Origin of the sequence: Micromonospora sp. Llam0, from assembly GCF_003751085.1 — a bacterium.
Taxonomy (GTDB): Bacteria; Actinomycetota; Actinomycetes; order Mycobacteriales; family Micromonosporaceae; genus Micromonospora_E.
Genome location: NZ_RJJY01000001.1, coordinates 4,482,400 through 4,500,241 on the forward strand (window position 1 = coordinate 4,482,400; position 17,842 = coordinate 4,500,241).

At 65.6% G+C, this 17,842-nt stretch carries 20 protein-coding genes; 15 read left to right on the forward strand and 5 right to left on the reverse strand.

Translation table 11 applies throughout. The annotated features are described in order from the left end of the window. Positions 1-102: 102 nt before the first annotated feature. A complete protein-coding gene (locus EDC02_RS19575; protein ID WP_123603210.1) occupies positions 103-828 on the reverse strand; it encodes a GntR family transcriptional regulator in 726 nt (241 codons plus the stop codon). Positions 829-1,415: 587 nt separating this feature from the next. After that, the gene (locus EDC02_RS19585) at positions 1,416-1,712 is read right to left on the reverse strand and encodes a hypothetical protein (RefSeq protein WP_123603212.1); all 297 of its coding nucleotides are present in this window, start codon (positions 1,710-1,712) and stop codon (positions 1,416-1,418) included. A 319-nt stretch (positions 1,713-2,031) separates the two neighbouring features. On the opposite strand from EDC02_RS19585, the gene EDC02_RS19590 reads away from it, so the two are divergent. The 14 genes from EDC02_RS19590 to EDC02_RS19650 all read left to right on the forward strand — a co-directional run bounded on the left by EDC02_RS19590 (position 2,032) and on the right by EDC02_RS19650 (position 15,661). Beyond that, on the forward strand, positions 2,032-3,252 hold the full coding sequence (locus EDC02_RS19590; RefSeq protein ID WP_123603213.1) for a helix-turn-helix domain-containing protein: 1,221 nt from the start codon (positions 2,032-2,034) through the stop codon (positions 3,250-3,252). A 24-nt stretch (positions 3,253-3,276) separates the two neighbouring features. After that, complete coding sequence (locus EDC02_RS19595) at positions 3,277-3,738, forward strand: NUDIX hydrolase (RefSeq protein WP_233606035.1); 462 nt, start codon at positions 3,277-3,279, stop codon at positions 3,736-3,738. A gap of 52 nt (positions 3,739-3,790) precedes the next feature. After that, a complete protein-coding gene (locus EDC02_RS19600; RefSeq protein WP_158632237.1) occupies positions 3,791-5,353 on the forward strand; it encodes an ATP-dependent endonuclease in 1,563 nt (520 codons plus the stop codon). A gap of 51 nt (positions 5,354-5,404) precedes the next feature. After that, on the forward strand, positions 5,405-6,394 hold the full coding sequence (locus EDC02_RS19605; protein WP_199757696.1) for an IS30 family transposase: 990 nt from the start codon (positions 5,405-5,407) through the stop codon (positions 6,392-6,394). 4 nt (positions 6,395-6,398) lie between these two features. Then, on the forward strand, positions 6,399-6,995 hold the full coding sequence (locus EDC02_RS39620; RefSeq protein WP_148083522.1) for a hypothetical protein: 597 nt from the start codon (positions 6,399-6,401) through the stop codon (positions 6,993-6,995). 123 nt (positions 6,996-7,118) lie between these two features. Continuing rightward, entirely contained in the window at positions 7,119-8,279 is a 1,161-nt protein-coding gene (locus tag EDC02_RS19610) for a transposase (RefSeq protein ID WP_148083523.1), read from the forward strand. Continuing rightward, complete coding sequence (locus EDC02_RS42400) at positions 8,269-8,607, forward strand: transposase (protein ID WP_158632008.1); 339 nt, start codon at positions 8,269-8,271, stop codon at positions 8,605-8,607. Before EDC02_RS19610 ends, EDC02_RS42400 begins: the two co-directional genes overlap by 11 nt. A gap of 97 nt (positions 8,608-8,704) precedes the next feature. Then, positions 8,705-9,400 (forward strand): AvrD family protein, encoded by a 696-nt coding sequence (locus EDC02_RS19620; protein WP_158632238.1) that lies wholly within the window; start codon positions 8,705-8,707, stop codon positions 9,398-9,400. A gap of 68 nt (positions 9,401-9,468) precedes the next feature. Continuing rightward, complete coding sequence (locus EDC02_RS19625; RefSeq protein WP_123603218.1) at positions 9,469-10,185, forward strand: AAA family ATPase; 717 nt, start codon at positions 9,469-9,471, stop codon at positions 10,183-10,185. Positions 10,186-10,262: 77 nt separating this feature from the next. Beyond that, on the forward strand, positions 10,263-10,712 hold the full coding sequence (locus tag EDC02_RS19630; protein ID WP_123603219.1) for an ester cyclase: 450 nt from the start codon (positions 10,263-10,265) through the stop codon (positions 10,710-10,712). 64 nt (positions 10,713-10,776) lie between these two features. Continuing rightward, positions 10,777-11,682, forward strand: coding sequence for a xanthine dehydrogenase family protein subunit M (locus EDC02_RS19635; RefSeq protein WP_123603220.1), 906 nt, complete (start codon positions 10,777-10,779; stop codon positions 11,680-11,682). Next, a complete protein-coding gene (locus EDC02_RS19640; protein WP_123603221.1) occupies positions 11,679-12,167 on the forward strand; it encodes a (2Fe-2S)-binding protein in 489 nt (162 codons plus the stop codon). The genes EDC02_RS19635 and EDC02_RS19640 overlap by 4 nt, the downstream gene beginning before the upstream one ends. 3 nt (positions 12,168-12,170) lie before the next feature. After that, a complete protein-coding gene (locus EDC02_RS19645) occupies positions 12,171-14,477 on the forward strand; it encodes a xanthine dehydrogenase family protein molybdopterin-binding subunit (protein WP_123603222.1) in 2,307 nt (768 codons plus the stop codon). 14 nt (positions 14,478-14,491) lie between these two features. Beyond that, positions 14,492-15,661 (forward strand): XdhC family protein, encoded by a 1,170-nt coding sequence (locus tag EDC02_RS19650; protein ID WP_123603223.1) that lies wholly within the window; start codon positions 14,492-14,494, stop codon positions 15,659-15,661. On the opposite strand, the gene EDC02_RS19655 is transcribed toward EDC02_RS19650, so the two are convergent. Next, the gene (locus tag EDC02_RS19655) at positions 15,622-16,014 is read right to left on the reverse strand and encodes an HAD family phosphatase (RefSeq protein ID WP_123603224.1); all 393 of its coding nucleotides are present in this window, start codon (positions 16,012-16,014) and stop codon (positions 15,622-15,624) included. The two genes, EDC02_RS19650 and EDC02_RS19655, sit on opposite strands and share 40 nt — an antisense overlap. Positions 16,015-16,052: 38 nt before the next feature. On the opposite strand from EDC02_RS19655, the gene EDC02_RS19660 reads away from it, so the two are divergent. Continuing rightward, a complete protein-coding gene (locus tag EDC02_RS19660; RefSeq protein ID WP_123601185.1) occupies positions 16,053-16,967 on the forward strand; it encodes an IS982 family transposase in 915 nt (304 codons plus the stop codon). Here EDC02_RS19660 and EDC02_RS42815 read toward each other — a convergent pair. After that, positions 16,852-17,409: a haloacid dehalogenase-like hydrolase gene (locus EDC02_RS42815; protein ID WP_123603225.1), complete on the reverse strand. Its 558-nt coding sequence runs from the start codon at positions 17,407-17,409 to the stop codon at positions 16,852-16,854. The two genes, EDC02_RS19660 and EDC02_RS42815, sit on opposite strands and share 116 nt — an antisense overlap. After that, on the reverse strand, positions 17,406-17,738 hold the full coding sequence (locus tag EDC02_RS19670) for a helix-turn-helix transcriptional regulator (RefSeq protein WP_233606038.1): 333 nt from the start codon (positions 17,736-17,738) through the stop codon (positions 17,406-17,408). Before EDC02_RS19670 ends, EDC02_RS42815 begins: the two co-directional genes overlap by 4 nt. Between the last annotated feature and the right edge of the window lie 104 nt (positions 17,739-17,842).

The window sequence follows — 17,842 nt, forward strand, 5'->3', positions numbered from 1 at the left end:
GATGTCCGCCTGACATCCGGTTGAGCTTACAAGTTACGTCAGCCTGTCAACACAAGCCAAGGTCGAAGTCTGATCATGCAGATGGTGAGAACGTTCGCCCAGTCAGGACAGCGGGTAGGTGTCCTCGATCTCGTGACGGCTACCGGGAAGCACCAGCACAGACGCCATGATCGGCTCACCCGACGCCCGATGCGCGGTGATGACGACGCTGAACACCGACTCGTCCGCCGACACGTCAAGGGCGTCCGCCTCGTCCGCGCTGACCCGCCGCGTGGTCATCCGCTCGGTGGCGTAGTCCGCGCGCAGTCCCTTGTGTCGGGTGATGTGCTCGATCAAGCTACCGGCGATCGGCTCCGGCTTGACGATCTCTGTGCCCACGGCGATGTCGACCGGTACGAACGTCGAAATCAGGTCCACCGGGCCGAACTGTGACACCGTCCGGCGGCGCCGCTCGTAGACGGGTGTTCCGTCCGGGATGTTCAACGCCGCAGCGACACGCGGCGACGCCAGCACCGGCCCGACATGCAGGATCTCTGTTTCGGCGCTCTCATCCAGCTCGACCGCGTCCCGTGCGTACTGCGGCGAGGTGCGACCCGACGGCGGTCGGCCACGAACGAAGCTGCCCTTGCCCTGCTGCGACTCGATCCAGCCGTCCTGCTTCAGGATGCCGAGAGCTTTGAGGACGGTAGGACGGGAAACCCCGAACTCCGAGCACAACTGGTTCTCTGACGGCAGCACCGCGCCCGGCGCGTACGAGCCATTCTCGATGCGCTCCCGCAGCGTGTTCAACACGCGCAGGTATTTCGGCGTCGGCACTTCGTACGCCATCGCGGGCCACCCCACCATCAAAGATCACATGTCAAGACAGGAGCCTAGAGGCACGCAGCATGACGGGACAAGTACAGTCAGCCGTTCGGCGTGCCCGGCCGGGACGACCCGCGCCACCAGCCGGACCAGGACCCCATTCGCTCGCCGATCAGTTCGGGGAACGTGGCACCCGGCCGCCGTCGAGGCAGCCGCCGGTAGCGGCCGAAGATTCGCAAGGCCGCCCGCCGCGCCGGACACGGACCTTCATGCCCGCATTCCAGACAGCGATCGTCGTTGACCGACGGAACGTGCAGATCGAGCAGAGCTTGCGCCGCCGCAAGCGCCTTCCGCGCGTCAGCAGACAGGTACGTTGTCACGACTGCCCGCCGTCAGCGGTGAACATCGACGCCCGTACGAGGACCAAGGCGTGATCCCCGGACCGGCCGTCGTGCATCATCTTGACGCCTTCCAACCAAATCCACTCGTGACCCTCCGGACGGTTGGTCACCAGCCGCACCCCGGTCACCCAGATCGAAACCGGGCCGTCAGTCGGCCGAAACCGGTCTCGTGCAGTCAACCGGACCACGTCTCCCAGTCGCACCCGAAGATCAAACGCCACGGTTCCTCCTCACGACGTTCGCCGGCCGCACCGACACCGGCCTCAGCCCAGCCACCTGGACGAACACCTCACGCCTGTCCAGGGCTTGACCGGCACCGTCCAACACATATCCGGTGACCCATGCCCAGCCGTGGTATGTCGGGCGCTCGGACACCGAGATCACCCGCAGCACCAGCGCACGATCTCCGCCGAACTGCACCGACGCCCGGCCATCGATCAGCAGGACCGTCCCCGGCTTGATCCCGTCCGCCGTCACGGCTGGACGGGCACCGAGGCGAGCGGGCATTCACGCGGCTGTCGTCGTCCCGTACAACCAGGCGCCAGCACTCGCCCCGGTGCCCAGCTCACGCGGCCGACCTCCCCGAGCCGGCGCAGTCCACACACGACCGACGCGCCAACGCGTGACCGCGACCCGCACCCCTGGCGACCGTCTGAAGGTCGGACCGTCGGGTGACGTACTTCCACCCGGAGCCGACGCAGGAGGGGCAGTTGCTCGCGTTGTGCTCGATCATGAATACAGGTTGTGGCACAACCGGCCCATCAACCCGGAAAATCGTTCCGGGGTACCACAGCCACAGCGCGGGAGGATCATCACCATGCGCGGGATGAACACTTCACTCACCATCGGCGAACGCGTGGCCTGGTACCGGCGACGCCGTGGCCTCTCCCAAGAGGTCCTGGCCGGACTTGTCGGCCGTACGGCCGACTGGCTTGGCAAGGTCGAGAACAACCGGATCGACCTCGACCGCCTGTCAGTGATCAAGGCCCTCGCTGACGTCCTTGACGTCGGACTCGGTGACCTCCTGGCCGAACCGACCCTGCTGGACTGGACAGGCGACAGCGGTACCAGCACCGTTCCCGCCCTACGGGCAGCGCTCACCGACTACCGCGCGGTCACCCAGCTCGTCGGGATCGGCAGCCGTGACGAGGCGCCCAACACGGCAGACCTCCGGACCGAGGTCGACGATCTGTGGAGCGCCTACCAGGGCTCCCGGTTCGGCTACGTCACCAGCGGCCTACCCGCGCTGATCAACAACGCACACGCGGCAGTCGACGAAAGCGACGGCGCCGACCAGGACCAAGCCCGCCAACTGCTCGGCCTCACCTACCAACTCGCCGCCACGCAACTCACCAAACTTGGAGAAGCCGACCTCGCGTGGATCGCCGCCGACCGCGGACTCACCGCCGTACGGCCCACCGGCGACCCCGTCATCATGGGTTCCCTGTTCCGCTCGGTGTCCCATGCACTGCACTCCACCGGCCGATACCGCGAAGCAGTCCGCCTCACCGAGGACGCAGCCGCCTACCTCGCCCCGCACGTTGGCACCACCGCAAGCCCGGCCCTGCTCTCCGTCTACGGCACGCTGCTTCTCGCCGGATCGATGGCCGCAGCCCGGTCCGATGACGCGAGCACCACCAGGACCTTCCTGACTGCCGCCGAGGAAGCCGCCGCCAGACTCGGAAACGACGCCAACCACCTCTGGACAGCCTTCGGCCCCACCAACGTCGCCATCCACCGGGTAGCCACCGCCGCTGAACTCGGAGACATCCAGGTAGCCGTTGACCTCGGACCACGCATCGACACCAGCGCACTACCAATGGAACGCCGGATACGCCACGCCCTGGAAGTCGCCCGCGCCCTCAGCTCCTGGAACCGCACCGACGAGGCGCAAGCCATCCTCCTCGATGCCGAGCAGATGGCACCCGAACAGGTCCGCCACCACTACCTCAGCCGGCAACTCGCCCTCACCTGGGTACGCCGGCAGCGCGGCAAGCCCTCGACCCAACTCGTCGGCCTCGCCCGACGGTTGAACGTGCTCGACTGACCCACCCCGTCTACCCTGCCAAGGGTGACCGAGCCAGAGACACCGCCCATGGCGACCCCACGCGTCGCCGCTGGCGCACTCTTCTTCGACGACGCCGGCCGTATCCTCCTCGTACGGCCCACCTACAAGAACCACTGGGACATCCCCGGCGGCTACGTCGAACCCGGCGAGTCACCCCGCGCCGCATGCGTGCGCGAGATACACGAGGAACTCGGCCTAGTGGTTGACGTGGGGCCACTCCTAGTCGTCGACTGGGCCCCAGCACCGACCGAAGGCGACAAAATCCTATTCGTATTTCACGGAAGCCGGAACTACAAGCTGAAGCCGGAGGACATACACTTTAACGATGGCGAAATTTCTGACCTATCCTGGGTTTCAGATGCAGACCTAGACTCACATGTCCCAGACCGACTCGCGAGACGAATACGAACCTCATTCAAGGCACACGCCGCCAACACTGCGATATACGCGGAGAACGGCGAGTAGGAAAGCCACATCAACCCCATCACAAACAAACAGAGAAGCCAAGAAGACGCAGATGCGATTCAGGTCAATAAAGATCCAGAACTTTCGAAGCATTGAGAATTTCGAGATTGACAAACTCGGAGACCTTGTAGTAATCGCAGGACCCAACGGCTGCGGGAAGTCTTCAGTCCTAGACGCAATTCGCCTACTCAAGTCATCATACGGTGGCTACAAACCGAACGAATGGAAGAGCTGGTTTCAAGAATTCAACCTCGACATCAATAAGCCATGGTTCGCAGACCGCCTCCTACGTGATAGATCCAAGCCGCTACACATTTCAGCCTCTATCGAGCTTGCCAAAGCGGAGATCGACTTCATCCGGGCGAATCTAGTTGATCTAATCGCAGAGAAACTCTGGCGGGAAAGCCCTGGTCACCATATATCGGCAGCAACCGGGCGCTCGCTACCACAGGACCTCCGAGAGCAGCCGCGGATCATTCGTAGAGCGGAATCTCTTGCCGCTGACATGATGAACCAACTCTCCAGGCAGTCTCACGAGTTGGCACTAGAGGTCTCACCCAAGGGAAGCCTTATCCCCCTAGAGTCGCCAATCTTAGAGCTCGCCTTCGGGACCTACCTGCCGGCAAGTCTAGGAATATTCGAGTTTCAAAGCGCCTCCCGGACCTACATACGCGAGAAACTAAACAACATCAGCCTTGATCTGCAATCAAATATTGATCGACAAAGAGATCAGACCCTTTACGATTCGCAAGCAAAATATCGGTCGATCAAAAGCCACCTCGTAACAGATTTCCTACACCGACTACTTTCGAAGGGTGGCGCGCAGGCAGACCGAAGCCCGAGTCTTAACGCCACCGTCACCGAGCTATTCCAGCAATTCTTCCCAAACAAGGTATACCTTGGCCCCGAGGTCGATCTCCATGGGTCGATTCAGTTTCCGGTACGACTTACCAACGGAGATTCGCACGATATCGACGAACTAAGTTCCGGCGAAAAAGAGATCGTGTACGGATACCTCCGACTGAAGTCGGCAGGACTAAAGAACTCCGTAATACTCGTCGATGAGCCGGAGCTCCACCTGAACCCCGCGCTTCTCCGCCATCTCCCCGACTTCTATCACAAACACCTAGGCGTCGCAGAGAATAACCAGATATGGCTTATCACACACTCAGACGTCATGCTCCGCCACTGCGCCGGGCATCCTAAGTACAGCGTCTTCTACATGTCAGATTCTTCACAGCCAAAGCCAACGCAAAATCAAGCAACGCCGGTGCTTCAAGATAGCGAGCTGGCAGAGGCGACGCGGGCGCTAGTCGGAGATCTTACAACTTATCGCCCCTACAGCAAGGTGGTAATTGTTGAGGGCGAGGGATTCGATACAGACGTCATATCGAGATTGTTCCCAGAGTTTGCACAGCAAGTGAACATCGGCGCCGCCGGAGACAAGAAGAAGGTAAGGGACCTAGCCTCGCACTTGCGGCGAGTCGCCCGGAGGCTTGGCCTTGGCGACCAGGTCTTCTCAATTTGCGACAAAGACTTCGACATAGGAATCAGCACCGGAGCCACCAAAGAGTACCACTGGGCGGAGTCAAACGGTCATGGCGACACCCGGTAAAATGATCTTGGGTGTCGAGTGATTGGGTGGTAGATGAGCGGGTCTTCTCCGTTGACGGTTGAGGAGCGAGAAACGATCTCGCGGGAGTTGATCCGGGGCGGTGATTCGACGTCAGCTCGGGCCATCGGAAGGCTGCTCGAGCGGCACCATTCGACGATCGCTCGGGAGATCGCGCGGAACGGCGGATCGTTGGATTACCGTGCGGTCGAGGCGCAGGCGCGTTGCGACGAGAATCGGCTACGGCCGAAGCCACGTAAGCTGGAATCTTCGCAGCGGTTGCATGACGCGGTCAACGACGGTTTCGCGGAGAAGTGGTCACCGCGGCAGATCGGCGAGAGGTTGCGTGTGGATCATCCTGATGACCCGGAGATGTGGGTGTCGCACGAGACCATCTACGAGTGCCTGTACCTCCAGGCGCGTGGGGAGCTGCGGACGCAGCTGAAGCTGGCTCTGCGGCGTGGTCGTACGCAGCGGGTGAACCGGTCGCGTCCTGCGGTGGCCAGGGGTTCTATCAAGGACATGGTGAACATCAGCGAGCGGCCGGTGGAGGCTGAGGACCGGGCCGTTCCCGGCTTCTGGGAGGGCGATCTGATTATCGGGAAGGGCAACAAGTCCCAGATCGCCACGCTGGTCGAGCGGACCACCCGTTTCGTCATGCTGGTGCGGATTCCGTTCGACCGTACCGCTGACCGGGTCGCTTTTCTGCTCGCGGCGAAGATGGAGACGTTGCCGGAGTTCATGCGTGGGAGTGTGACCTGGGATCAGGGGAAGGAGATGGCTCGGCACGCTGATTTCACGGTTCGCACGGGGATGCCGGTGTATTTCTGTGACCCGCACTCGCCGTGGCAGCGTGGGAGCAACGAGAACACGAATGGTCTGCTCCGGCAGTATTTCCCGAAGGGTACGGATCTTTCCTTGCACACTCAGGAGGATCTTGATAGAGTCGCCGCAGAGTTGAATGGCAGACCGCGTCAGACGTTGAACTGGCTGAAGCCGATCGAGGTTTTCAACGATCTGGTTAAGAATGCAGTGTCGCCATGATTACTTGACTCCGCCCTGGGACGTCTATCACATTGAAAACTACTTGCTTGAACCAAGGTATATCCCGGCCGCCCACCGAGCGCTACTCGGCACCCAGAGTAAGTACTCCAGCGAGGAGGAAGTGTTCGACGATCTTCTCAGGTGCGCCAAACAGAGCGTTGGAGTGATCACAGCAAAGAAGCTTCAAAGTCTCGTTAACAACCAAATCGTCGATCAGATCAATATTGGAACCGACCCGCAAGCAGAGAATCCAGTACCTGCCTTACTGAGGTCGATTGAAGCATCAAGGTATCGCCTGTCAAGTAAGCTCGACGTCATCGGCCAATCTGCTTACCTCGAGCAAACCAGGGACTCAATTAGAGAAGACCTACTATCCAAAATCCGGGAGGGGAGTTGGATTTCAGAGTTTCCGGGAAGGAGCATTCTAACTCTTTTCACAAGAGACCGCGTTCCCCGCATTGCATATGAAGGATTCCGAAATGTAATTATCGACAAGATGGCCGAATCTGGACACCGACCACGGGGGATACAAATTGTCATCGAGCGAATCCTTGAAGAACCATCGGATATCCCCGATGACATTCCTAGGAAGTGGGCGTGACAGGCTGGAAGGTAAACATTCACGTGGTTCTCGAAGCGTGATGGTCAGTGCGGGCTGAGTGACGGGGCTTGGCTGGTTCGGCGGGGCCCTGTCCGATGTGGTTTCATCTTGGGTGTGCCGGCGTTGGGTGATCTTTCTCGTGAAGAGCTGATCTCGCTCGCTCGGACGCAGGCGGAGCGGATCGCTGCTCAGGACGTTCGGATCGCGGAGTTGACGGCGGCGAACGAAGCTCTTGCGGCGCGGTTGGCACGGTTGGAGCATCTGCTGTCGCGGAACTCGTCGAACTCGTCGTCTCCGCCGTCGAAGGACGACGATCCGGGTCGAACGCCACCGGCGGTCAGGAAGAAGCGGGACACTCCGGCGGGTACGCGGGGTAAACAGCGGGGTGCGCCGGGGTCGAACCTGGCCTGGTCGGATGCCCCTGATCAGCGGCGGGACCGGTTCCCCGAAGGCGTGTGCGGGTGCGGAGCGCAGTTGACGCACGCGCGGGATCTGGGTGTGGTGGACCGGTATCAGCAGGTCGAGGTCCCGTTGATGACCGCGACGCTGACCCAGTACGACCAGCACGCGGTGCGGTGCGGGTGCGGGACGTTGCACACCGCGGCCCGCCCGCAAGGCGCGGGAGCCGGTCCGGTGGGGTACGGCCCGAACCCGCAGGCGTGGGCTGTCTATCTGATGGTCGTGCATTTCATTCCGGTGCAGCGGTGTGTGCGGATGCTCCAGTCGTTGACGGGGGCGACACCGTCGCCGGGGTTCGTGCACGGCATGCTGAGCCGGGCCGCCGCGTTGACCAGTGAGGTCGACAAACGGATCCGAACGCTGATCACCTTGGCGTACGCGGTGTGCTGTGACGAGACGCCGCTGCGGGTCGGGCCGAAGGAGCCGAAGCCGGGCCGCAAGAAAGCGGACAAGTACCTGCTCGTGGCCTGTACCCAGTGGTGGACTCACTACCAGGTCGGTGATCGGGACCTGGCCACGTTCACCGCGTTCGTGGTCAAGGACCTGACCGCCTCGGTGGTCGTGCACGACCGCTACCAGAACTACGACTCGGCCGGGTTGGGCACCCTGGTACACCAGTTGTGTTGTGCCCACCTCCTCCGTGATCTCGACGGTGCGGCCGAGGTGTACCCCGACGCGGTCTGGCCGAAGCGGATCTCCGACGCCCCGCGTGCTCTGATCCACGAGACGAACGTGGCCCGGGAACAGAACCGGCCCGGCATCGACCCGCAGGTCAAGGCCAAACTGCTGTACAACCTGCACCACGGTGTCCTGGTTGGCCTGTGACACCACCACCACCACCGGCAACCGTCCCGGTGAGCGTAAAGCCCGCCTGCTGCTGGAAGTCTTCCGGGACCGTCGCGCCGACGTGCTGCGCTTCGTCGACGACCTACAGGTTCCGCCGACCTCGAACCAGGCCGAACGGGACCTACGACCAGCGAAGATCCAGCAGAAGATCTCCGGGCGGCTCACCAGCGAGCAACGCACGAAAGACCGCTACAGAATTCTCGGCTATGTGTCCAGCGCGGCGAAGAACGGCCTCGACAAGATGCAGGTCCTCCGCGACGCCATCCTCGGACGGCCCTGGATGCCGGACCTACCCGTACCCACCTGACCCCGACCCACCCAGGTAAACATCAGCCGGCGGCCACCAGCCAACCGGCCATCACGCTATGCCACCGCACGGAACCCTACGCCCACCACCTGAATGTTTGCTCACCGCAGGCACCACTCCGCAGGAGGAGCTGATCGGGCTGACCGGCACCGCGGTGCCGCGTGCTACCCGGCCCGCCCCGGGCTCTCCCGATGCCCAGGTCTCGGTCTATGACTGCGCCGTGGGAGCGATGCGGGCCCGGGTGGAGATCGAACACCCGAGTGGACGCGTGCGCAGCGAGCAGGGCGCCACCTACCCCTCGCTCGGGGACATTCTCGGCGCACCGGCGCTCCGTTACTACGGTGACGGCTTCAAGCTGCGGCGCCAGTACGTCGAGGACGTCCTGCTCGACATGGCGCAACTGCGGTCGTCGGCGACGGTACGGCTCGACCCTGCGGGCAGCGAACTGGCCACGCAGGGCACCGACGGTCGGTACCAGCCGTCCGTGTCACTGGTCGACTGCTTCGTGGCGAACCTGCAGTTGGCCCAGGTGCTGATGTACGAGCTGGATGGGGTGACGCGGCGAGAGAGCAACACGCTGTGGATGCTCCGGACCGTACTCGAGGCCCCGCAGCCGATGCGTTCCCTCGCGGCACCACTGCCGACGGTCACCGCCATCACCGGCAAGCACCTGGTACCGCTGCGCGGAGGCCGGTGGCGCAACGTCGAGATTCGCGGCGGCTGCGGTGGCGTGGACCTGCGTGCCTCGTTTGCCCATGAACTTCCGCCCAGCGCGGCGGCGACCGCCCGCTGATCCCCCGATCCGTTGGCAACGGACATCGTCTCTCCCCCGCCCCCGGGCCCTAGCGACAAGGACATCAGATGAGGCTCGCAATCTCCGGCACCTACTCCTCGGGCAAGACCCGGACCGTGATGGCGCTGTCGCACTACACCGGTATCCCACGCACGCTCGCGCTGACGATTCGCGAAATCATGCCGCAGGCTGTCCCCGGAAAGCGGCTGGCGGAGGTCACGCCGGCTGAGTTCGTGCAGCTGATGATGCGCCGCCACGTCGGGCGGGCCGTCCACGAGGCTCTCCTCGGCGCCAGCTTCATTTCCGACGGCTCGTCCCTGCAGGAGTGGCTGTACGGCAAGGCCCGGGTCCTGCACGGCATGAACCCGAACGAGACGGCGGACGCTGATGACACCGCACCCGTCGTCGGCCGCCAGGAGATGGCCTTCTTCGAGCAGGTCGTCGACCAGTTCGGGCACGCGATGAAACAGCACGTCAAGGGCGCCTTCGACGCCTTCGTCCACCTGCGGCACGAGTTGCCCATCGCAGAGGACGGTCACCGGCCGATGAACGCACAATTCCGGGACACCATCGACCGGATGCTGCTGGCCACGCTCGACGAGCTACGGATCCCGTACCACGAGGTGAGCGGCCCGTTCGCCGACCGCCTCGACGCCATCGTGGACCTGTTTGGACTGCCCAGGGTACGGGCGATCGAAGAGTCCATCGCACTGGCCGACGCGGACTACGCGCAGATCGACAAGCGGCTGGAAACCGAGCGGAGCAAGGTGCCGGTCGCCGGGTGACGAGTGCCGCTGCGTCCGTACCCCGCGATCATCCCCAGACCGCATACGACGGTCCCCGACCGGAAAGGAAGAAGTCGATGCACATCCCCACTGGATCGTCGCCTCAGGCGCGCAAACAGCGCATCGCGCTGCTGTTCGAGGAGATCATCACCAACGGAAGGCTGGAGCTGGCCGACGAGATCTTCGCCGAGGATTTCTACTGGCCCCAGTTCGGCCTACGCGGCCCAGACGGAGTGCGTAGCTGGGTTGTCGCGTTCCGCACCGCGTTTCCCGACATCAGCGACATGGTCCAGGAACAGGTCGCCGAAGGCGACATCGTCGTCACCCGGGTCGAGTGCATCGGCACCCAGCTCGGTCCATTCCGTGGGCTGCCCCCCAGCGGCAAGCGCGCCACCTTCACGGCGGTCGGAATCGACCGATTCCGCAGCGACAAGGTGGTGGAGCGCTCGGCACACTTCGACATCGTCGACCTGATGCGCCAGCTCGGTCATCAAACGCTCGAGGTGCCCCCGGTCAACCGTCCCTGAGCCACATTCGGTGTGGTCGGCCCAGCCCGGGCCGACCACACCGATCCGCACGAGGAGGTGACATGTGAAGCCGGCACCGTTCGCGTACTACCGGCCCGACACCGTGCAGGAGGCGGTCGCCTGTCTATCGGCCCAGCCAGGCGACGCGCGCGTCCTGGCCGGTGGACAGAGTCTTCTTCCGCTGATGCACCAACGTTCCGCCCGGCAGGCGGCGTTGGTGGATCTGGGTGGGATAGCCGGCCTCTGCCATATCAGCATCGACACCGACGGACTCCGCATCGGCGCGATGGCCCGCCACGTCGACATCGAACGGGTACGGGATCCGCAGGTACGCGCGAATTTCGGGGTGCTACCCGAGTCCGCTGGCCTGATCGGGCACCTGCCCATCCGTACCCGGGGAACCTTCGGCGGGTCGCTCGCCCACGCCGACCCGCGAGCCGAGTGGTGTCTGCTCGCCGTCCTGCTCGATGCCGAGGTCGTCGTGCACGGCAGTGTCGGGGAACGCGTGCTCGACGCACCGACGTTCTTCACCGGTCCGCACCGCACCCGACTGGGTCCGGACGAGATCGTCGTGGCGGCCCGGTTCCGGCACCCCGCCCCGACCGCCGTGCTAACCGAGTTCGCGGTGCAACACGGCGCCTTCCCGGAGGTTGCCGTGGCGGCGGCGATCGGCCTCGGCGTGCAAGGACGCATCGCCGCCGCGCGGGTGGCCCTCGGCGGCGTCGCCGGCCGTCCGATCCGGGTGCCGGACGTCGAGGTGGCGCTGCTCGGGGAACTCCCCCGCGCCAAGCTGTTCGACCATGCCGGGCTGCTGGCGGCCGATGCCGTCGCTCCGCTCGTCGAAGGCGATCAGTCGTACCGCCTGGAACTGACCGCGGCACTGACGGCGAAGGCGGTCCGGGACTCCGTCTCGCGCACCGGCCGGCAGCCCGGCGACGCCAAGAGCGAAGAGGAAGGAGGGCGGTCATGACCGGTCCCGCCACAATCACCGTGCCGGTACGGTTCACCGCCAACGGCACCCGCCACGAGATCACCGTCGACCCGCGGCGCAGCCTCGCCGACGTGCTACGGCGTGAGTGCGGACTGACCGGCACGCAGGTCGGCTGCGAGATCGGCGTCTGTGGCACGTGCACGGTGCTCGTCGACGGCGACCCGGTGCGGGCCTGTCTGATGCTCGCGGTGCAGGCCGAGGGCACGACGGTGGAGACCGTCGAATCGCTGCAGCAGGATGGCAGGCTGAACGCCCTGCAGGAGGCGTTCCGGGACGCGCACGCCCTGCAATGCGGCTTCTGCACGCCGGGGTTCCTGATGCTCGGCACCGCGCTCCTGCGCGAGGACCCCGCGCCGAGCAGAGGCCGGATCCGGCAGTGCGTCGCGGCGAACCTGTGCCGTTGCACCGGTTACACCCCGATCATCGACGCCGTCGAGGCGGCGGCGCGCTCAGGACAGGAGTGAGCGGTGAACACGATCGGACAGTCGATCCGACGCCTTGAGGACGAGCGGCTACTGCGGGGACGCGGGCGCTTCCACGACGAAGTGGTCCGCCCCGGGCAACTCTGGCTGCGGGTGGTGCGCTCTCCGGTGGCCCACGCCCGCATCCGTGGTATCGACACCACCGCCGCCGCGAGCGGTCCAGGTGTGGTGGACGTGATCACCGCAGCCGCGCTGGGCGACATGCCCCCCATCCCGGTCCGGCAGCCCGCACCAGGCATCGACTTCACGCCGTACCTGCAGACGCCGCTCGCCCGGGCATTCGTCCGATACGTCGGCGATCCGGTGGCGGCGATTGTGGCGGAAGACCCCTATCTCGCCGAGGACGCCGCCGAGCGGGTGGTGCTCGACCTTGAGGAGCTGCCCGTCGCACTGGACGCGCGGAACGCGGCGGGCACCCGCCCGGAGTCCTGGCGCGGGGCGAGCGCCGAGGTCGGCGTCGTCGAGTTCGGCTACGGCGGCATCGACGCCGTCATGGCCACCGCGCCCCACGTCGTCTCGCTCGACCTGCGCATAGGCCGGCACACCGGTACTCCGCTAGAGCCGCGCGGTCTCGTGGCGGAATACGACGAACGCACTGGTCGGCTCACCGTCTGGGGCGCGGTGAAGGTGCCGCACTTCAACCGGCGGGTGATGGCCCGCATGCTCCGCTTCGCCGAGCACCGCATCCACATGGTGGAGGCGGACGCGGGCGGCAGCTTCGGCATCCGCGGCGAGTTCTACCCGGAGGATCTGCTCGTGCCGTTCCTCGCCTTACGCACCGGACGGCCGGTCAAGTGGAGCGAGGACCGTCGCGAACACCTCACGGCCGCGAACCACGCCCGTGAGCAGGAGCACCGCATCGAGTTGGCGTTCGACGCCGACTGCCGCCTGCTCGGCCTGCGTAACGAGGGCTGGCTTGACACCGGCGGCTACATCCGGACGCACGGCGCCGTCGTCGCCACACTGGCCGCAGGGATGATGGGAGGCCCGTACCGGCTGCCGGCCTTCCGCTCGCGGATCCACATCGTCACCACCAACAAGACCCCGGTCGGTACGTTCCGTGCGCCGGGCCGGTTCCAGAACAACTTCGTCCGGGAGCATGCCCTCGACGTCGCCGCGACGCGGCTCGGAATCGATCCGGTGGAACTCCGCCGCCGCAACCTGCTGGACGCGACCGAGCTTCCGCACCGGCGCCCGATGCGCATCTTCGGGGCGCCCATGCTCCTCGACGGCACCGACCACCTCGGCCACTTCGACAAATCGATGGTGGCGGTCGACTACGAGTCCTGGCGGAAGGAGGCGCGGCAGGCGCGCGCCGCGGGCCGGCTCGTGGGCACCGGCTGCGCGGTCATCCTGGAAAAGGCGGGTCTCGGCCACGACAGCGCGTTCGTGGATGTGGATGTCACGGGAGCGGTACGGGTCGCGATGGGCGGGTCAAACGTCGGCCAAGGCATCGAGACCGTGATGGCCCAGATCGTCGCCGAGGTATTCGACGTCGACCCGTCGACGGTGACGGTGGTGCTCTCCGACACCGATATCCTCCGCGACGGCGCCGGGACGTTCGGAAGCCGGTCGACCGTGGTCGGCGGCATGGCGGTCAGGATGGCGGCCGAGGAGGTGCTGCGCAAGGCCCGGCAGATCGCGGCCGACCTGCTCAAGGCGGAGCTGGACGAGTTGGTGGTGCGCGACGGCACGCTGGGGTCGACCCGCGATCCGCATGCGGGGGTGACACTCGCCGAGATCGCGATGGCCAGCCAGACGCCTCGGTACCTGCGTACCGGCGAGGAGCCCGGGCTCGTCGGCCGCGGCACCTACGTTGCCGACGGCATGACGTACCCGTACGGGGCACACTACGCACAGACAGAGGTCGATCCGGACACCGGCGCGGTCCGGGTACTGCGCTACGCCGTCACGTACGAGATCGGCCGCGCCGTCAACCCCGCCATGGTGCGTGGTCAACTGGCTGGCGGTGCGGCGCAGGGCATCGGGGGCGCCCTGTTCGAGGAGTTCCGCTACGACGAACGCGGTGTGCCGCAGGTGGTCAACTTCGACGCGTACCGGATGCCACGAGCGACCGATGTCCCGGAGGTCCAGGTCGAGCTCTTCGAGGATTCACCGGCCCCGGGTAACCTGCTCGGGCTGCGCGGCGCCGGCGAAGGTGGCACCGCCGGGCCGGGGGCGGCCATCGCCAACGCTGTACGGGACGCGCTGCAGATCGAGGGGGACCTGGCCGCCCTGCCGTTGCACCCGGCCCGCGTGAAGGCCCTGCTGCGGCGACGTGACACGGACTGACGGGGAGGATAGGCATGCGGAATCTGGTCGACGGTCTGCTCCGGTGGCAGGCCGCGGGTGAGGCGTTCGCGCTCGCCTCGGTGGTGGAGGTCCATGGGAGCGCGCCCCGGCGACCCGGTGCGGCACTGGCGGTACGTCGTGACGGCGTGGTGATTGGCAGCGTCTCCGGGGGGTGTGTGGAAAGCGAGGTGTACGAGCTGGCTCGCGCCGTGCTGTCCAGCGGGGAGGCGGCCACGGCACGCTTCGGTTACCGTGACGACGATGCGTTAGCGGTCGGGTTGACCTGCGGCGGCGAGATCGAGGTCTTCGTGCAGGCCGTGCCGGCGCAGCTGCGGACCCCGGTGGCGAGGGTGCTGCGGGCGGTCGGGTCCCAGCGCCCGGTGGCGCTGGTGCGCGTACTGACCGGGGAGGAAAGGCGATCCGGGGCGTCGATCGCCGTGTTTGCTGACGGCCACCACGGCAGTACCGGGGATGCTGGGCTGGACGCGGCGTTGGTCAGCGAGGCAAGAGCCAGGCTCGACACCGGCGTCACCGGCACGGTGTGGTGTGGCCGGCACGGCGAGCGCGACCGCGCCGAGGTTCGGGCGTTCGTCGAGGCGTACCCGCAGCAGCCGCGGCTGCTGCTGTTTGGTGCGACGGACTACGCGGCGGCGCTCGCCGAGGTCGGTCGGTTCCTGGGCTACCGGGTGACGGTATGTGATCCGCGGCCCGCGTTCGCCACTCCGCAGCGCTGCCCGGCGGCGGACGAGGTGGTGGTGCAGTGGCCACATCGCTACCTCACCTCGACCGTCACCGATGCGCGAACCGCGATGTGTCTGCTGACCCACGACCAGCGGTACGACGTGCCGCTGCTGGTGGAGGCACTGCGGCGGCCGTTGGGCTACGTCGGCGCGCTCGGTTCGCGCCGGACGCACGCCGAGCGAATCCACCGCCTGCGCGAGGCAGAGCTCACCGCATCGGAGTTGTCCCGACTGCGGTCTCCGATCGGCCTCGATCTGGGGGCCAGCACGCCCGAGGAGACGGCGGTCTCGATCGCCGCCGAACTGGTCGCGCTCAGGTACGGGGGCAGTTGTCTGCCGCTGTCCGGGACGGACACGCCGATCCACAAGAGTGTGGCCGCCGGTGTGGGAGAGGATTCGGCCAGCTATTCAGCGGACCGGGGGATGGCGGTGCCGATCGGCTGAGCGAGTGTTCGGCGACTCTCGTCTGGCCTGACATCGACCGCGGGCGCCGGTCCGGCGTCCGCAGGCAGTACCCGCCACCCCCGCCGGTTGGCGTGATCGAGCAGCACCGGGTCGGTGCCCACGACGACCGGGTGGCCGACCTGTAGCAGCATCTCCAGGTCACTCGCGTGGTCACCGTAGGCATAGCAGTCCGCCGCGACGAGGTCGAGCGAGGCGATCACGTGCACAACGGCAGCCGCCTTCGCCGCCCCGATCATCGGCTGCCGAACCTCGCCGGTGAGCCGGCCGTCGGGCCCGACTAGATGATCGATTCCAAGGGATACGGGGTAGCAAGCGGACGCGAGGGCATCCATGATCAACGTTGCCTAGGCAGCGAAACCATGGAGGCCACGTGCACGTCGATCTGGACACCCTCGCGACCGCACTGTACGTCAGGATCGACGACGAACTGAAGGCGTCCCCGCACCTCAACCGGTGGCGTCCAGCGGTCGGCATCACCGCCCGGATCACCGACGCCGAACTCATCACGGTGTCAGTGATGCAGGCACTACTCGGCTACCACAACGAGACCCGCTGGATCCGCTACGCCCGCAAATCCATCATCCACCTGTTCCCCCACCTGCCCAAACAGCCCGGCTACAACAAACGGCTGCGAGCGCTGACCACCCAACTGGCCCACTTCATCACGGTGCTCGCCACCGACACCGACCCGTGGCGGCACCCGATCCGGATCGCCGACTCCACACCCGTGCCCTGCGGCACATCCCGCGAGACGGTGCAGCGTTCCGACCTGGCCGGCTGGGCCGGCTACGGCTACTGCGCCTCCCACTCCCGGCTGTTCTGGGGACTACGCCTGCACCTGGTCACCACGGTCCACGGACTGCCGGTCGCGTTCGCCCTCACCAACGCCAAGACCGACGAACGTGAAGTCCTCATCGACCTGGTCACCCTGCAACCCGGCATGTTCCACCACCCCGACGGGGTGATCCTGGTCGTGGACAAGGGCTACCGCGACCGCGACACCGAAATCTGGCTCAACGACAACGATGTCACCGTCGTACGCCCCGCGTACCGCACCGAACCCGCACGACCCGGCCGGGGCCTGCTCCGCGCCGTCCGGCAGACCATCGAATCAGTCAACCAGACCTTCAAAAGCCAACTCGACCTCGAACAGCACGGCGGCCGGACCATCACCGGCGTCGCCGTCCGGGTCCTGCAACGCGTCCTCGCCCTGACCGCCGCGATCTGGCACAACTGGCACACCGGCCAACCGACCCTGCGCTCCCTGACCGCATTCGACCACTGACCCCTTGGAATCGATCATCTAGGGGTTCCGTGCACAGCGCCAGGTCGGCGTGCAGTTCCTCGGCGAGCGGCTGGACGCATATCGGGAACGAGCCGGAGACCAGGACGATCGCGGTTCGTTGTGAACGGTGGCGACGCAGCTCGCTCAGCGTCGCGGTGATGAACGCGTCGGGTCGCTGGCGGTACCTGGCGTACCAGTCAGCCCCGGCGGCCTGCAGGTCCGTGAGGGGAACCCCGTGGAAGTGCCGGTAGTACTCGCGGTTGGTGACCGTGCGATGCACCCCGCGCTGCACCATCTGCCGGATTCGGCTCACCATTCGCTCGTAGCCGGCGCCGTCGCCACACTTCGCTGTCCAGAAACGCAGGAAGTCGAACATGCTCTTGGCCGCGATCACCGTTTCGTCGATGTCGAAGAACGCGGCGTTGGATGGCCGCACGCTCATCGTTTGGCGGGGGTCGGGGCAGCGGACACCGCGTCGAGCAACCCGGGAAAACGCGCGTCGAGGTCGTCGCGGCGCAGCGACACGAAACGGCGTGTCCCCTCGACCCGTGTCGTGGTGAGGCCAGCCTCGCGAAGCACCCGCAGGTGATGCGAGAGGGTCGACCTGCCCACGGTGATATCGGAACCCTTGAGGACTTCGCCGCACGGCACCCATGATCGGGCGTTGGCGATCGCCTGGACGTATGCCAGCCGGACAGGGTCGGCGAGGGCGCTCAGCACCGTGACGAGATCTAGTTGCTCGGTCTCTGGTCCGGTAATCGCCTCGATCACCACACCATGCTAGCGCCACCCTTGCTGTTGCACGATGGACATCGTATTGTTCGTCACATGTCGAATATACCGACGGACGTCAAACAAGGTGAGCGCAGCGGACC

Coding starts and splice junctions, on each gene's coding strand:
- EDC02_RS19575 (WP_123603210.1), bottom strand. CDS start 828: ATGGCGTACGAAGTGCCGACGCCGAAATACCTGCGCGTGTTGAACACG.
- EDC02_RS19585 (WP_123603212.1), bottom strand. CDS start 1,712: ATGCCCGCTCGCCTCGGTGCCCGTCCAGCCGTGACGGCGGACGGGATC.
- EDC02_RS19590 (WP_123603213.1), top strand. CDS start 2,032: ATGAACACTTCACTCACCATCGGCGAACGCGTGGCCTGGTACCGGCGA.
- EDC02_RS19600 (WP_158632237.1), top strand. CDS start 3,791: ATGCGATTCAGGTCAATAAAGATCCAGAACTTTCGAAGCATTGAGAAT.
- EDC02_RS19625 (WP_123603218.1), top strand. CDS start 9,469: ATGAGGCTCGCAATCTCCGGCACCTACTCCTCGGGCAAGACCCGGACC.
- EDC02_RS19630 (WP_123603219.1), top strand. CDS start 10,263: ATGCACATCCCCACTGGATCGTCGCCTCAGGCGCGCAAACAGCGCATC.
- EDC02_RS19640 (WP_123603221.1), top strand. CDS start 11,679: ATGACCGGTCCCGCCACAATCACCGTGCCGGTACGGTTCACCGCCAAC.
- EDC02_RS19650 (WP_123603223.1), top strand. CDS start 14,492: ATGCGGAATCTGGTCGACGGTCTGCTCCGGTGGCAGGCCGCGGGTGAG.
- EDC02_RS19655 (WP_123603224.1), bottom strand. CDS start 16,014: ATGGATGCCCTCGCGTCCGCTTGCTACCCCGTATCCCTTGGAATCGAT.
- EDC02_RS42815 (WP_123603225.1), bottom strand. CDS start 17,409: ATGAGCGTGCGGCCATCCAACGCCGCGTTCTTCGACATCGACGAAACG.